We start from the raw sequence: 14,619 nt of genomic DNA, 5'->3' as shown, positions 1-14,619 counted from the left end.
TCATTTTGTTTGGAATCGGGGAGAGGGGAGAAGGAGTTCGGGGAGGCGTACCCGGCGGTTGATTCCCACGGTTGTCATGGCTCGCCCGTCAGACTTGCAAGGCGGGTTGACGGAGGGCAGGCCTAATGATAACTCCCGGCATTCTTTATGAAAAAGGGCTTGCACGCCTGCGCCGGGAGCGTTTGATTACCCGTTCTTTAAACGGGCCATCCTAGCTCAGTTGGTAGAGCAGCTCACTCGTAATGAGCAGGTCGTCGGTTCGAGTCCGATGGATGGCTCCATTATTTTTTAACCCGGTCCGTGGGTTTCCCCACGAGGAAAGTGGGCAGACAAGGCCGGAATCAGGGATTCAGGTGGACGATAGCTCCGTTTAGCACAAACGCGAAGGACGTCCACAGTGCGTAGGGGGCGAAAAGCCAGGAGCTGGGACGTTCGCGGCCCCAGCAGGCAGCGATGAAGAGCAGGATGCCCGCGACCATCAGTACCGTGATGCCGAGGGAAACGCCGGGCCAGTTCAGACCGAAGAAGGTCGGTGTCCACAGGAAATTCAGAATCAGCAGCCCGACCCAGAGCGCGCGGGCCGCAGTCAACCCCGGTCGCAGGAACACACGCGCTCCGGCCACTCCGATCAAGATGTAAAGGAGGCTCCATACCGGTGCGAAAACCCAACCCGGCGGGTTGAACGAAGGCTTCTCCAGTTGGTCGTACCATTCGCCGGGGCGGCAGGCGTAGCCGATGAGGAGGCCGCCGCCAAGTGTGACCGCGACGAAGGCAAAATAGATGGGGAAATTTCTCATGTGTGCTGCCGTGAAAACGGGAGTCGGGACTTATCTTAGGCAGTCCGGGGAAGATTACCACTCGGAGACGATGTTTTTTTGCCCTTTGGTGATGTGTTTCGCGCGTAAGCTTTTCAGGCCATCGAAGTGGTTTCGATCCACTCGCGCAGGGCCTGGTCGGTGTTGAGTGTCTCCTCGGGTATAAAAACCGGGTCCAGCAGTCGCTGGTAGGAGGAGTCGGCGAAGCGGCGGCAGTGCAGGAGCACGCGGGCTTGCTGGCCGGGGCCGCGCACGAGTCGCCCGAGCGCCTGGTTGATTTTGCGCATGGCCGGGAGCTGGTAAACGCGCCGGAACGCCTCCGGCCTACCCAGGTGCTCGAAGCGGGCCAGGCGGGCCTTTTGCTCGGCGTTGACCTCGGGCAGGGCGGGGCCGACAATCATGGCTTGTCCGATGCGGCCCCCAAGCTCGTCGATGCCTTCGCTGAATCCGCTCCCGAGCACGAAAAACACGGCATGGGCGCACAGGAGGCTTTCCTCGATGAAGTGGAGTTGGCCGTCCAGGTCGATCCCGCGCGGCTGCATGGCCACGACCCGTTGCGGGTTGATTTGCTCCAGGTAGGCGCGGATGGTTTCGGCGTACTGGTAGCTGGGAAAAAACACTGCGGTCGGGCGCGAGTCGGCGGCGCAGAGCGCGTCGATGGTGGTGGCGGTGGTTGTCATGTGACGGCCACGGGTATTCAGGCGGGTATCGACGCGGGCATCGACGGCCACGCGGTAGGCGTGGTCGCGCCAGGGGGCGTCGGCACGGATAGCCGTTACCGCCGACGGTTCCAGTCCGGTTTCCGCGCAAAAATCCTCCAGCGGGCTGAGGGTGGCCGACATGAGCAGGCTTTGGCCGAAGCTCTCCAGCCGGGCGGCGATTTCCCCGGCGGCGTCGAGGCAGGAGACGCGTAGCTCGCCCCGGGCGGGCGACCAGCAGAGCCGGTCAAGCCCCTCTGAGCTGATAATGGCGTGCAGGCGCGGGAGTCGGTGCAGGGACTCGGCCAGCGCCGGGCTCAGGTCGTCCCAGGGGAGGCGTTCGCTATAGACGCTGCGGGCGAGGCGCTCAAGCTGGTCCGCGATCTCGTACTCGGTGCTGATGTCGAGCGCGTCGCGCGGGCGCAGGCTGTCGAGCAGATCGACCCACTCCTCGCACTGGGCCAGAAAGCGGGCCGAGCAGTCGAGGTAGCGCAGGCTGTCGAACTGGTAACGCGCCCCGGCGGCAGTTTCGCCAAAGGAAAACAGCGCGGACACGCGGGAGGCGAGGTTGTGGGCCTCGTCCACGATGAGCAGGGTGCGAGCGGGGTCGAAGCCCGCGCTTTCGAGGAAAACCTGCTGGTGCCAAGGTGAGAAAACGTAATTGTAGTCACCCACCCAGACATCGGCGTGGGGCAGGAGGCTTTTGGAGATTTCGTAGGGGCAGACGCCGGTGCGCGCCCCCAGCAGCCGGACCCGTTCGAGGTCGGGCTGGCCCTCGGCCCAGAGTTCCCACGGGACAATGCCGCTGGCGGCCCAGGCCTCCTCGATACCCTCGTGACAACTGCCGCCGGTGGCGTCGCAGGTGTGCCGGGCGGTGGCGATGGCGTGCTCGGAGCGGTTGCGGAAGACGAGCGTTCGCAACGCTTCCGGGTCCTGCGCCATGCGGCGCAGTTGGCGGTCCACCTGGAGTTGGCCGGTGGATTTGCCGGTGCAGTAAATGACCTTGTCAAAAAGGCCGTCGCGGAGCTGGCCCAGCGCGTACTGGAGTACGAGCCCGGTCTTGCCGAAGCCGGTGGGGGCCTCCAATAAAAGCGTGCGGGCGCTGGCGGCCTTTGCGCTGAGGGTGTCGAGGGCGCGGACCTGCTCGGGCCGGAAAGTCTCGAAGGCGGGCGCGAAGCTCAGGCTGTGACGACGGCGGGCGGATTCGCGGCGCTCGTTGAGGAAGGCGCAGACGGTCTCGACCTGCCGATCAAAGATGCCCTCGTCGTGGCCTTCGAGCGGGACGACCTGGCGCAGCCCTTCGCTGATCTCGACGAAGACCAGCTCACCCTTGACGGGCAGCCCCCGGAACTCCGGCAGCACGCGGGCCAGCCGTACGTAGGCGGCGAGTTGGCAGAAGTAGGCCGGGTAACGCTCGCGCAGGTCGGCGGCGGGCTGGGGGAGGCGGCTTTCGAGGGTTTTTATCTCGCGCAGGGTCCAGCCCACCATTGTCTCCTCCACCTGGTCGATACGCCCGTGCAGGTGGAGCGTCCAGCCGTCCTGCATCCAAAGGCCCGAGATTGCGATCTCCGAGCTGACACCGGAGCGGGCGGCTTCATCTGCCTGCTGGATATTCTGGTGCCAGGTCAGGCCGGTGCGCATGCGCCACAGGCCCCCGGCTCCGGCGCGGTTGCCGCGCGGGCCCAGCCGGAACTGCGCAAATTCGGATATGCCAAGGCTGGCGCGCCGCTCTTCCTCGTGCACCATCATGACTGCTTGCCCCCCGATACCCCTGCGCGCATGACTTACTGTTGCTGGCGCAGCCAGCGCTCCGTGACCTTGGGCATCTCAAACAGGCCGGGTTCGACCGGCGGGTTGAACTCGACGAGCGAGGTTTTCGCCTCGCCCAGCTTCTGCCCGCCGATCCAGGTCTCCAGTGCGGTGGGAAACCACACGCCGTCAACCTTCTCAAAGCCGGTGTTGTAAATGTCCATCTCCACGATGGTGCCCTTGAGCACGATTTCCGAACTCAGGCGCGTAATCATCAGGGTCTTGGCGTCGAAGTACAGGTAGGCCGTGAGCCCGGAGGGGTAGTAGAGCTTGAGCAGGTAGTGCTTGCGGCCTTTGGACTTGGCCTCGCCCTGATACTCGAAGGTGTAGCCGTTGGCCTCCCAGTCCAGGCATGGGTCCAGGAAAAAGGATTCGCGGGCGCGGGCGGGCTTTTCCCCGGTGACGGCTACGGGGCGTACGTTTTTCTGTTCGCTCTCGCGGGTCCAGTAGGTTTCCCCGTCAAAGCCCTCGAAGCTGCTGGTGGTTTTGCCCAGAAGGGTTTGCGAGCGTTTGGCGTAAAAGCGGTGCGGGTGGGCGGCCTCGACCGTTTCCAGCTCGAACTCCTGCCGTCCCGTGCTGATCTGCTGGACGGTGCGGACGGCGTGGATGGCTTCAAGCGCTTCCTGCCCACCGAGGGCTTTCAAGTGGTATTCAATAACCTTGCGCGAACCCGCGTCGGTGGCGGCGGGGATGGGCTCGACCAGACGCGGGTCGGGGGCGTTGGCTGCGCTGGCCGTGTCGCGCGCATTACTTTCGCCTTCGATCCCGTTCGCAAACGGCCATCCCGCCGCGAACGAAGCGAGCAAAAACGCGGCCCACCGGGCAGTCCGGGACGCGGATGAAAAGGCCGGCAGCATGTCGGTTAACTTAGGCGCACCTCGTCGCGGGCGGCGAGCCAATTCTTGAGTGTGCGGGCGAGCCGGCGGGCGGTTTCGGGGCTGGCGGCAAGCACCTCAAGCGGAGAGTTGAGGATGTGGGCGGCACTGTCGCGTTCGGTGGTGGGGAGGTTGCGCAGCCACTCCTCGCGCACGGGCCACCCCTCCTGGCGGGCGAAAAGATAGAAGCCCTTCAGCAGTGCGGCCTCGGGTTGGGCGGTGTTTTCGAGGGCTGAAAAGGTTTTTTGGGCGATGTCGAAGACGGTGGCGGGCATGTGGCAGTGGACGGCGTTGTGGCGCAAAAACAGTGCCCACTCGGCAGCGGCCTGAAAATTGGCGTAGTGGCGGCTGATGCCGCTGAGACGCTGCCGGAGCCGGAACTCGCGCACGAACCAGGCGTTGCCGCTGCGGGCGGCCTCCAGGTGGAACTCCCCCCGGTCGAAGAGGTCGGGCGGGGTGCCTTTGCCCGCTTGTGTCTGTCGGTAAAAGGCTTCGCGACGGCCAGATTCGGGGTCCAGCAGGGAGAAGCGCAGGTGGTTCTCACCGGTTTGCTCGCGCCCGAGCACGAGCGCCTCCAACTGAACGCTCTCAGCCGGCATCGCCAGAGGCGGGTGGGATGTCCGCGGCGCGGGGGTTGCTGATGGTGACCGGCTCGGCGGCGATCTGCGGAGGGCGCTGGGTGTGGTTGGGGATGACCGCGCCGCCGGAGACGATGAGCTTCATCCCGTCGGCTACGGTCATGTTCAGCTCGATGATCTCGTCCTTGGGCACCATGAGCAGAAAGCCGCTGGTCGGATTCGGTGTCGTTGGCACAAAGACATTGATGACTTCGGCCCCGGTTTTGTCCTGCACCTCGCCTTTGGCCACGCTGGTGACAAAGCCCAGTACGTAAACGCCCTTGCGCGGGTATTCGGTCAAGACGACCTTTTGGAAAACCGCCTTCTGCTGCTTGCTGAAGGTCTCGACGATCTGCTTGACCGTGCGGTACACGGTGTTGACGAAGGGCACGCGGTCGATCACCCGCTCGGTGCCGATAATCAAGACCTTGCCCAAAAAGTAGTTGGAGAAAAGCCCCAGCAGGGTGATGGCCAGCACGACGATGACAACCGCCGCCATATCCAGTCCGAAGTCCACGATGGGCAGCCGCCGGATTTCCGGGGGCAGGATGTTCGCGGGGATCATCGCGGTGACGCGGGAGCCGATTTTCGAGCGCAGGAAATCCAGCACAAAAAGCGTGACTCCGAGCGGGGCCAGCAGGACAAGGCCTGCGATAAAAGAATTGCGTAAGCGACGGTACATGAATGGGTGCTAAAGAATGGGCCTGAACTCCGGCAGCCCGCCGGTGGACTCCAGGTAAGCGAGGGCCTGGCTCTCGGCCAGGCGCATTTGGGCGCGGTCTGCTTCGTTGCGGTCGTCGAGCCCGGCCAGGTGCAGCCAGCCGTGGACGAGGTAGAGGGACAGCTCTTGCGAAAGCGTGTTCCCGTGCTCGGGGCCGGTTTCCATAGCCTGCTCGGCACCGACGCAGATCTCGCCGCCGAAGTCCATTTCCGGGTCGCCGTCAAAGGTAATCACGTCGGTCGGAGTGGCGTCGTCGAGGAACTGCCCGTGGACCTCGGCCATGGCCGTGTGCTCCAGAAAGGCGACGGAAATCTCACCGTCGGGGACCCGGTGGGCGGGCCATTGATCCAGACGGTGGAAGAGGCCGGCGACGGCCTCTTCGTCATAAGTTAGCAGTTCAGACGAAGGCTGACTTAGCTGGATCTGTCTTGGCATCGCGTGGCGGAATGGGTGGCTGGGTGTGGGAATCGCGCCGGGGGGCCTCTTTTTTGGCCATTTTCGGGTACTCGACCCGGCTGTGGAGCATGTTCAGGATGGTGAAAATGAAGCTGTCACGGATGCGGCTGATCTCTTGCAGGGTGAGCGGGGACTCGTCGAGCTGGCCGTCTTCGATGCGCTCGTTGATGATCGCGTTGACGAGGTCCTCGACGTTCTGCGGGGTGACTTTTTTCAGGCTGCGCGAGGCGGCCTCAATGGCGTCGGCGAAGAAGATGATCGTCGCCTCCTTGCTGCGGGGGCGGGGGCCGTCATAGCGGAAGCTGCTCTCGTCGATCTCGGTCGGATCGGGCATGGGCGGGTTGCTGCCGCCGCCCAGCGGGAGCGAGGGTTGCTGCTTCTGGTTGAGCGCCTTGTTGTAAAAAAACTTGATCAGCGTGGTGCCGTGGTGCTGGCGGATCACGTCGAGAAAAACGGCGGGCAGTTTCGCCTCGCGGGCCATTTCCGCGCCTTCCTTGACGTGGTTCTTGATGATGAGCGCGGACATGGTCGGGTTGCGGTCATCGTGCGGGTTGTACCCATCCTGCTGGTTCTCGACGAAGTACTCCGGCTTGGCTATCTTGCCGATGTCGTGAAAGAGGCAGGTCGCCCGGCAAAGCAGCGGGTTGACCCCGATCTCCAGAGCGGCACGCTCGGAGAGGTTGGCCACCATGAGGCTGTGGTGATAGGTGCCGGGGGCCTCGATCTGGAGCTTGCGCAGGAGCGGGTGGTTGAAGTCCGTCATCTCCAGCAGCGTGATGTCCGTGGTAAAGCGGAAGGTATGCTCCAGCAGCGGTAAGACGCCGATGGCGAGCATCCCGGTAAGCACGCCGACCAGACACGCGGCCACCGCCTGCTGGATAAGGGTGCGGGTACTCAGGTCGTCCATCAGCCCGAAGAAAAGCGCGCCGACGGCGACGGCCACCCCGGCCATAGCCCCGGCCTTGACGACCTTGGCCCGCAGGCGGATATCCCGGCAGTAGTGAATCCCGGCCAGTGACGAAAGCATGGAGATCAGGAACGCCTCCATGGAGTTACCCTCCATCATGCCGAAGAGCGCGGAAATGAGCAGTGACACCATGACGGCGGCGCGCGCCCCAATCAGCATGGAAAGGACGATCCCGGCGAAGGCCACGGGGGCCAGGTAGGTGACGGTGGCCTGGATGGTCGGGCTGCGGCTGAGGAAGTCGAGGTCGCCGATCATGTTGACAATGCGGATCAGGACCAGGTTAACCAGCAGGATCAGGGCGGTGAGCAGGATACGGCGGTTGGAGCGGCGGAACTCGGGCATGGCCACCTGGATGTAGATCATGGTGGCCAGGATGAGGATAAAGGTCAGGCCGGTCTGCTCGGCCAGCGTGAGGTTGAAGCCCCAGATCATGCGCTCGCTCTTGCTCAGGGCCTGACGGTAGGCGTTGAGCGCCTCGACCTGTTCGGCGGTCAGCTTCGTGCCCGGCTCGGTCAGCACGTCTCCGGCGGCGAATTTGATCACGACCGGCTGCACCTTGGCGGCGGCGGCTTCCTTGCGTTCGGAGGTGCGCTTTTCGTCGTATTCGAGGTTGGGGCGCAGACCCTTGCTGAAAATCCGGTAAAGCGCCCGCGAGAGCCCGGTGTCCGCATCAAGTCCGGCGAGATTGATGCGCAGGAGGCGTCCGGCGTCCTCCTCGGACTGGAGCCGTGTGCCCTGTGCCCGCTCGATGATCTCGTAGGAGACGATTCCGTCCGCGTTCGTGGTGGACGGCTGGAGCAGGCTGGGCTGGTAAATACCGTCGCGCAGAATGTCGCGCAGGATGAGCTTGCCCTCGTTGAGGTAGCGGGTGAGCTGCTCGGGGGTGCAGCGGTCAATGAGCAGGGTGATGTCCTCGCTGCTCACGCCCATCCCGGTCAACTGGTTGAACTGCTGGGTAAAGGTGTCGATGGCGAGCTTGCGGTCCTCGGCGGGAAGCTCCTGCAACTCGGGCAGCAGTTCTTCCTTGATGCCGGTTTCGAGCTGGTCGATACGCTGGCTGAAGCTTTGGAAAACATCCGGGTTGATCTGGTAATAGGGACCGATCTGGAGCTTGCGCTGTTCGATCAGGCGGTTGGTCTGGATCTGGCTGGTGTAGGTGAACGGGATCTCGGCTGTGACCCGGATACGCGCCGTCTGGCCGGGCAGGACGCGCGGCCCCGTCGGCGAGCGGCCCACGAAACAGATGAGCACGATGGCCAGGGTCAGGGCGACCATCAGCCCGGTGGCGACCCATTGGTTCGAGTCGATGGCTTCGCGGACGTTGGTGGGGCGGGCCTCGTCCCGGCGACGACGCCGGGCTTCTACGGTCTGCTCCTTCTTGGTCTTTTTCTTGAATACCATAATGGAAAAGGCTCGGGTCGCCTGGGGCGGGCGAGCCCTTATTGATCTCTAAGCTGAATTACTTGGACTTCTTTGGACGGTCGTCGTTCAGATGCTTTTCGTAAGCATGGATGATCCGGCTGACCAGCGGGTGCCGAACCACGTCGGCATGGTCGAAGTAGAAGAGCTTGATCCCCTCCACCGAGGCGAGGATTTCGACGGCCTGCTTGAGCCCGGATTGCTGGGCGCGGGGCAGGTCCACCTGGGTGATGTCGCCGGTGACGATCATCCGGCTGCTGTCGCCCAGGCGCGTGAGGAACATCATCATCTGCTCGGGCGAGGTATTCTGGGCCTCGTCGAGGATGATGTAGGCGTTGGAAAGCGTGCGCCCGCGCATGTAGGCCAGCGGGGCGATTTCGATCAGGCCTTTTTCGGCCATGCGCTCGGTCTCTTCGGGGCCGACCATCTCGTTGAGCGCGTCGTAAATGGGGCGCAGGTAGGGCAGGAGCTTTTCCTTGAGGTCGCCGGGCAGGAAGCCCAGGGCCTCCCCGGCCTCGACGGCGGGCCGGGTGATGATGAGCTTCTGGACTTTTTTCTCCTGTAGGGCCTGGAGGGCGGCGGCCATCGCCAGATAGGTCTTGCCGGTGCCGGCGGGGCCGATCCCGAAGACGATGTCGTTCTTGTTGATAAACTGGAGGTAGCGCTTCTGGTTGATCGTCTTGGGGACGATGCTCTTGCGGCGCAACTGGATCACGAGCGGGTTATTGAAAACCTCGCGCATGTCGTCGGCCTCGCCCCGGGCGATGGCGGAGAGCATGTTGTCGAAGTCCGAGCGACCGATCTGGATGCCCTGACCGCGGAGCTTGTCCAGGAGCTGGAACAGCTCGACGGCGGCGGCCACTGCGGCCTCCTCGCCCTCGATCTTGAGCCAGTCCTCGCGGGAGACCAGGGTCACGTCGAGCGCCCGTTCGGCCTTGGCGAGGTTTTCGTCGTTGGAGCAGTAGAGCTGGGCCAGATGCCGCGGGCTCGGGAAAGTGAGGGTTTCAGTGGCCATACACGAAATGCGTGCGCGCGTGAGTCTCTCGGGTGGTGTAAGCAGGGCGGATGCCGTGTCGGACAGCGCGCATTACTCGGTGACGAATTGCCGCAGACGCTGCCACATGGCGTCGAGCGATTCGGGTAAAACCTTGGTCTCTCCCAGAACGGGCATGAAATTGGTGTCCCCGTTCCAGCGCGGAACGATGTGGCAATGGATGTGCGAGGGGATGCCCGCGCCCGCGGCGCGGCCGAGGTTGAAGCCCACGTTGAAGCCGTCCGGGCGGATGGCTTGTTCGAGTATCTGCTGCCCCTTGATGATGGTCTCGAAGAAATCCGCTTTTTCCTCCGCTGTCAATTCATCCAGACGGCTGACTTCCCGGTACGGGACCACCAGCAGGTGCCCGGCATTGTAGGGGAATTTGTTCAACACCAGATAGCACAGGCTGGAGCGGAGCACGATCAAGACCTTGCGGTCGTCCTCCTCCAGTGGGATCGACACGAAAGGATTGTGCTCCCCGCCTTCCGGCTTGGGAACCTCGATGTAGGGCATGCGCCAATACGAATGCAAAAAGTTCATTCTCTTCCAGCGTGACGGTCCAACCGCCCGACGTCAATGTTCGGTGCAGCCCCGTCTCCCCAAGCCCTGCTGACCTCGGTTTTGCCCGTTTGAGCCTTGAAAATGGCCAAAAATCACCGAAAAACTCTAAAAACTGGCGATTTTAACAAAAAAGCGACGCCCGATGGGCCAAAAATATTTGGGAAGAGGTTTACCCGCGAAGTCACGCGAAGAAACGCGAAGAGGATGAGAGATTTAACAGGAAGGCCGGAAAGAGCGGTAGATTAGGCCACGTGAAGGAAGGCCGGGCAAACACGGGCATCTGTATTATAAAGAATGTGCGCTCATCCGTGAAATCCGTGGTTAAAGAGTAACGTAACACTGGTTTTTTATGGGAAACGTTTTTATCGGTATTTCTTTCTGCCCTTTGCGGCCTTCCTGTTAAATCTCTTCGTCCTCTCTTCATCCTCTTCGCGCTCCTTCGCGTGGTTTCGCGGGCAACAAAAAAGGCCGGGTTTTGCGACCCGGCCCGGCGAAAAAAAAAAGGTTTACTGGGAGACGTGCTTGTTGATGCCGCCGGAGACGCGCAGCAGGAAAAGCCCCGCCATGAGCAGATTGATCCCAATGAGCAGCCCGAGGAACCACTCCGAGGACAGCGGCCAGCGCGAATACACGATCCAGGCGATGATGAGGCCGAAAATGCCATTCACGATAGCCATGCCCGCGCCGGGGACGCCCATCGACTGGAACCCGTAGATGATTTTAAAAATCCCGTCCACGAGGAAGAACCCGGCCACGATCAGCGTGAGAATGGCCATCCACTCCATCGGCTTGGAAATGACCATGACCCCGACCACCACGGTCAGCACGCCCGAGGCCAGCCGCCAGAAGAAGCCCTTCGATTTGGCGGCCTGGAAGGCTCCCACCGTCGCGAAAATGCCTCCGAACAGGAACAGCCAGCCCAGAAACAGGCTCAGCCCCAACGAAAACAGCCCCGGCAGCATAATGGCCGCCACGCCGAGAATGATGAACAGGATGGCCTCGAACTTCAGCCAACCGGCGTATTTCTGGGATTTTTCGGGGTCGAGCCCGAGGAACTTCAGCACAGGAGGTTGAGGGGATGCGTTTTCTGACATGCGCCCACGATATACAGTTTTCCCTTGGCTGGGGAAGTCTTATTATGTCCTGTCACGGGCCGGCTGACCCGGTTTTTAAAACCCCTGTGGCTCAGGCCTGGGCGGTAGCCGCTCCGGCTTGTTCGGCGCAGCGGCGCAGGTGCTTGTCCACCAGAAAGGGGCCAAAGGGCACCAGCGCGGCGGCGAAGAATACCGCCGCCCGCCGCAGGCTCCACTCAGCGAGGATCATCGCCGTCAGCAGCAGGGCCACAAACCCGATGAAAAGCAGCCCGTGCGCCCAGCCCACGACCTTGACCGCCTCCGGCATGTCACCGAAATATTTAAGGGGCATGGCGATCCCCAGCAGGACGAGAAAGGAGATTCCTTCGATCAGACCCACGACGCGCAGGCGGTGAATGGCTTTTACCGGACACATGGCGTTCAGGGAAAGGCAAAGCGCGTCCCTGTCAAGCGGATGGACCAGCAATTTGCCTGCCGCCTTTCCGGGGCGTGCAGCCCCGGAAAGGGATTTTCAAAACAGATCCTAAGCCCGCGGAAGAGACTTGGCGTCAATCTCGGCCTTGAGCTTGGCCACGGTGTCGGCGACGGAGGCGGTGCCTTCGAGGTCCTTGCCCACACGCGAGCGGAGTGAGACCTGGCCGGCTTCGGCTTCCTTTTCACCGCAGATGAGCATGACGGGCACCTTGTCCAGTTCGGCCCGGCGGATCTTGGCGCCGAGCTTTTCGTCGTGGCGGTCGAGCCCGGCGCGCATCCCGGCGGCCTTGAGCTGGTTGACGACCTCGTTGGCGTAGTCGTTGACCTTTTCCGAGATCGGCAGCACGCGCACCTGCTCCGGGGCTAGCCAGAGCGGGAAGTTTCCGCCGAAGTGTTCGATCAGCACCCCGACAAAGCGTTCCATCGAGCCGAAGGGGGCGCGGTGGAGCATGACGGGGCGGTGCGGTTGGTTGTCCGCGCCGGTGTACTCGATCTTGAAGCGTTCGGGCAGGTTGTAGTCCACCTGCACGGTGCCGAGTTGCCACTCGCGCCCGATCACGTCCTTGACCACGAAGTCGATCTTCGGGCCGTAGAAGGCGGCTTCGCCCTGCTCCTCGGTGAAGGGCACGCCCAGGGTCTGGGCGACTTCGCGCAGGGCGTTCTCGGCCTTGTCCCACTTGTCGGCCTCGCCAACGTATTTGCTGCTGTCGGGGTCGCGCAGGCCGACGCGCACGCGGTAGTCCTTCATTCCGAGTGTGTTAAAGACCGTCTTCACCAGGTCGAGACAGGAGAGGATTTCGTCGCGGACCTGGTCCTCGGTACAGAAGATATGGGCGTCGTCCTGGGTGAAGCCGCGCACGCGGGTCATGCCGTTGAGCTCGCCGGACTTTTCCCAGCGGTACACCGTGCCGAACTCGGCCAGGCGCACCGGCAGGTCGCGGTAGCTGTGGGGGCTGCTCTTGAAAATCTCGATGTGCATCGGGCAGTTCATCGGCTTGAGCAGGTAGCCGTCAGCCTCGCCTTCGTTGAGCTTGTTGGAAAGCTCGGCGCAGGAGCAGCCCTCGTGGCCGAGGTGCTCCATCTCCTCGCGGTCCACCAGCGGGGTGAACTGCGAGTCCTGGTAGTACGGGAAGTGCCCGCTGGTGCGGTAAAGGCCGAGGCGACCGATATGCGGCGTGAAGACCTGGCTGTAGCCGCCCTTGCGCAGCTCCTCGGAGATAAAGTCCTGAAGCTCCTGGCGGATGACCGCGCCCGCCGGTTTCCACAGGATCAGGCCCTGGCCGACGGCTTCGCTGATCTCGAACAGCCCCATCTCGCGTCCGACCTTGCGGTGATCGCGCTTGCGGGCTTCTTCGAGGTTCTTGAGGTACTGTTCCAGCTCGTCCTTCGTCTCGAAGGCGGTGCCGTAAATGCGCTGGAGCTGCTTGTTGTTCTCGTCGCCGCGGTGGTAGGCCCCGGCCACGCTGAGCAGTTTAAAGGCCTTGATCTTCTTGGTATAGTTGACGTGCGTGCCCGCGCACAGGTCGATGAAGTCGCCGTTCTTGTAGAACGAGATGGCTTCGCCCTCGGGGATGTCGGCGAGGCGTCCGAGCTTGTACTCGGCCTGGCCGAAGTCGCGGATGATCTTCTCGGCCTCCTCGCGCGAGCACTCCATGCGCTCGAACCGCTGGTTTTCCTTGATGACCTTTTTCATCTCCGCTTCGAGGGCTTCGAGGTCCTCGGCGGTGAACTTGTGCTCCAGGTCGAAGTCGTAGTAAAAGCCGCTGTCAGTGGGGGGGCCGATGTCGAGCTTGGTCTCGGGGAAGAGACGCAGCACGGCCGTGGCCAGCACGTGTGAGGTGGAGTGGCGGAGTTCTTCGAGCGGAGTCATCGCTTTCATGGCAAAATCTGGGCTTCGGGGGGCGGAAATGCCGTATCCGAAAACGGATCATCGTGCCGTTTTTAGACCCAGTGTCAAAAGGAAACCTGCATCTCTGCAGCGGGGTAGGCGTTCTTGAAGGGGGAAAAAGGTGCCGGTTCGCCCCCGATGTCCGGGCAATGTTTTTTCGCCCGCAAACATGGAGTATGGTTGCTTCGCTAATCGACTGTAAAAGATTGACTTAAGCCAACGGTGGACTTGAACGTCTCAGGCAGATTCTTATGTGAAAAGGACAGGCGTATTCCGACGCTCGTGAAGGGTTGGATTTTCAAGGACTTGAGCATATGCTACTGCAGGAAGACTGGGCACAGCTTGACGAGCTGACGCGGGAACTGCACGAGATCGAATCGGGCGGCGAGTTCGAGGATTTCGTGCTGGGGCCGGTCACGCGTTTTATCGGGGCGCGCTTCGCGAGCTGGAATCTCCACGACCCCGGGATGGTCATGCTGGAGGTGGTCAATTCGCCCGAGTTCGATAACCGGGTGAAACCGCTGGTGGAGAGCCTTAACCGCACCTTGCCGACGCATCCGCTTTTCGGGCGGTGTGTGGATTTCGAGACCGGACAGGTGCGGCGCTTCGGAGGGATCGAGCGCACGCTCGACTTCATTACGCCGGAGGAGTATCACCAATCGCCCTTTTACCAGGAGGTCGGATCGAAGCTCGGGATCGAAGACCAGTTGGTCATGCAGATCATCGTGGAAGAGGGCAACGGCATTATGCTCGTTTTCCACTCCGACCGGCCCTTTTCCGAGCTTGAGTGCCTGAAGGCGTCTATCGTGCGCGCGCATCTGGTGGCGAAGTATCACGCCATGCAGAACCGCTACAACGCGCTGTTCCGGGAGGCCGAAGCGGTCAGCGCCCGGCTGCGCCGCCAGCTCACAGGACGGGAATTCGAGACGCTCGAATGGATCTGCCAGGGGATGAGCAACGCGGAGATTTCGACCCGCATGGGCGTCTCCACCCGGACGGTGGACAAGTTCGTCAGCGCGGTCCTGACAAAGCTCGGGATCGACTGCCGTACGCGGGTCATCGCCCGCTACGCGCCCTGGCTGACGATCCCCGAACTGCTCGGTGGTGGTAATATTGCCCATAGTCATGCGCGGCGTTTACGGGTATAATGCGGCCCTTCTCACTCCGACCGGAGACAAGGTGTTTTCGG

At 62.4% G+C, this 14,619-nt stretch carries 13 protein-coding genes and 1 tRNA gene; 2 read left to right on the top strand and 12 right to left on the bottom strand.

The features are described from left to right. Window positions 1–205: 205 nt before the first annotated feature. Window positions 206–281, top strand: a tRNA-Thr gene (locus H5P28_RS08175). A gap of 60 nt (window positions 282–341) precedes the next feature. Here the strand turns inward: H5P28_RS08175 and H5P28_RS08170 are convergent. The 12 genes from H5P28_RS08170 to thrS form a co-directional block, all read right to left on the bottom strand. Further along, a complete protein-coding gene (locus tag H5P28_RS08170) occupies window positions 342–797 on the bottom strand; it encodes a TspO/MBR family protein (protein WP_185675219.1) in 456 nt (151 codons plus the stop codon). Window positions 798–910: 113 nt separating this feature from the next. After that, entirely contained in the window at window positions 911–3,262 is a 2,352-nt protein-coding gene (locus tag H5P28_RS08165) for a helicase C-terminal domain-containing protein (protein WP_185675218.1), read from the bottom strand. Window positions 3,263–3,297: 35 nt separating this feature from the next. Further along, window positions 3,298–4,179 carry a LolA-like protein gene (locus tag H5P28_RS08160; RefSeq protein WP_185675217.1) on the bottom strand — a complete coding sequence of 294 codons (882 nt, stop codon included), beginning with the start codon at window positions 4,177–4,179 and terminating at the stop codon, window positions 3,298–3,300. Window positions 4,180–4,184: 5 nt separating this feature from the next. Continuing rightward, entirely contained in the window at window positions 4,185–4,796 is a 612-nt protein-coding gene (locus H5P28_RS08155; RefSeq protein WP_185675216.1) for a hypothetical protein, read from the bottom strand. Further along, window positions 4,786–5,496, bottom strand: coding sequence for a DUF502 domain-containing protein (locus tag H5P28_RS08150; RefSeq protein WP_185675215.1), 711 nt, complete (start codon window positions 5,494–5,496; stop codon window positions 4,786–4,788). The genes H5P28_RS08155 and H5P28_RS08150 overlap by 11 nt, the downstream gene beginning before the upstream one ends. A gap of 9 nt (window positions 5,497–5,505) precedes the next feature. Further along, complete coding sequence (gene ybeY, locus H5P28_RS08145) at window positions 5,506–5,970, bottom strand: rRNA maturation RNase YbeY (protein ID WP_185675214.1); 465 nt, start codon at window positions 5,968–5,970, stop codon at window positions 5,506–5,508. Then, window positions 5,933–8,359 (bottom strand): HD family phosphohydrolase, encoded by a 2,427-nt coding sequence (locus tag H5P28_RS08140; RefSeq protein ID WP_185675213.1) that lies wholly within the window; start codon window positions 8,357–8,359, stop codon window positions 5,933–5,935. Before H5P28_RS08140 ends, ybeY begins: the two co-directional genes overlap by 38 nt. Window positions 8,360–8,417: 58 nt before the next feature. Beyond that, a complete protein-coding gene (locus H5P28_RS08135) occupies window positions 8,418–9,392 on the bottom strand; it encodes a PhoH family protein (protein WP_185675212.1) in 975 nt (324 codons plus the stop codon). Window positions 9,393–9,464: 72 nt separating this feature from the next. Continuing rightward, on the bottom strand, window positions 9,465–9,953 hold the full coding sequence (locus tag H5P28_RS08130) for an HIT family protein (protein ID WP_185675211.1): 489 nt from the start codon (window positions 9,951–9,953) through the stop codon (window positions 9,465–9,467). Between the two features lie 527 nt (window positions 9,954–10,480). After that, entirely contained in the window at window positions 10,481–11,068 is a 588-nt protein-coding gene (locus H5P28_RS08125) for an HdeD family acid-resistance protein (RefSeq protein WP_185675210.1), read from the bottom strand. 91 nt (window positions 11,069–11,159) lie between these two features. Then, window positions 11,160–11,483, bottom strand: coding sequence for a DUF3817 domain-containing protein (locus H5P28_RS08120; protein ID WP_185675209.1), 324 nt, complete (start codon window positions 11,481–11,483; stop codon window positions 11,160–11,162). A 108-nt stretch (window positions 11,484–11,591) separates the two neighbouring features. After that, a complete protein-coding gene (gene thrS, locus H5P28_RS08115) occupies window positions 11,592–13,421 on the bottom strand; it encodes a threonine--tRNA ligase (RefSeq protein ID WP_185675208.1) in 1,830 nt (609 codons plus the stop codon). Window positions 13,422–13,744: 323 nt separating this feature from the next. On the opposite strand from thrS, the gene H5P28_RS08110 reads away from it, so the two are divergent. After that, window positions 13,745–14,578, top strand: coding sequence for a helix-turn-helix transcriptional regulator (locus tag H5P28_RS08110; RefSeq protein ID WP_185675207.1), 834 nt, complete (start codon window positions 13,745–13,747; stop codon window positions 14,576–14,578). Window positions 14,579–14,619: the final 41 nt, after the last annotated feature.

Origin of the sequence: Ruficoccus amylovorans, from assembly GCF_014230085.1 — a bacterium.
Lineage (GTDB): Bacteria > Verrucomicrobiota > Verrucomicrobiia > Opitutales > Cerasicoccaceae > Ruficoccus > Ruficoccus amylovorans.
This window is presented reverse-complemented; position numbering and strand designations above follow the sequence as displayed.

Coding starts and splice junctions, on each gene's coding strand:
- H5P28_RS08170 (WP_185675219.1), bottom strand. CDS start 797: ATGAGAAATTTCCCCATCTATTTTGCCTTCGTCGCGGTCACACTTGGC.
- H5P28_RS08165 (WP_185675218.1), bottom strand. CDS start 3,262: ATGATGGTGCACGAGGAAGAGCGGCGCGCCAGCCTTGGCATATCCGAA.
- H5P28_RS08160 (WP_185675217.1), bottom strand. CDS start 4,179: ATGCTGCCGGCCTTTTCATCCGCGTCCCGGACTGCCCGGTGGGCCGCG.
- H5P28_RS08155 (WP_185675216.1), bottom strand. CDS start 4,796: ATGCCGGCTGAGAGCGTTCAGTTGGAGGCGCTCGTGCTCGGGCGCGAG.
- H5P28_RS08150 (WP_185675215.1), bottom strand. CDS start 5,496: ATGTACCGTCGCTTACGCAATTCTTTTATCGCAGGCCTTGTCCTGCTG.
- ybeY (WP_185675214.1), bottom strand. CDS start 5,970: ATGCCAAGACAGATCCAGCTAAGTCAGCCTTCGTCTGAACTGCTAACT.
- H5P28_RS08140 (WP_185675213.1), bottom strand. CDS start 8,359: ATGGTATTCAAGAAAAAGACCAAGAAGGAGCAGACCGTAGAAGCCCGG.
- H5P28_RS08135 (WP_185675212.1), bottom strand. CDS start 9,392: ATGGCCACTGAAACCCTCACTTTCCCGAGCCCGCGGCATCTGGCCCAG.
- H5P28_RS08130 (WP_185675211.1), bottom strand. CDS start 9,953: ATGAACTTTTTGCATTCGTATTGGCGCATGCCCTACATCGAGGTTCCC.
- H5P28_RS08125 (WP_185675210.1), bottom strand. CDS start 11,068: ATGTCAGAAAACGCATCCCCTCAACCTCCTGTGCTGAAGTTCCTCGGG.
- H5P28_RS08120 (WP_185675209.1), bottom strand. CDS start 11,483: ATGTGTCCGGTAAAAGCCATTCACCGCCTGCGCGTCGTGGGTCTGATC.
- thrS (WP_185675208.1), bottom strand. CDS start 13,421: ATGAAAGCGATGACTCCGCTCGAAGAACTCCGCCACTCCACCTCACAC.
- H5P28_RS08110 (WP_185675207.1), top strand. CDS start 13,745: ATGCTACTGCAGGAAGACTGGGCACAGCTTGACGAGCTGACGCGGGAA.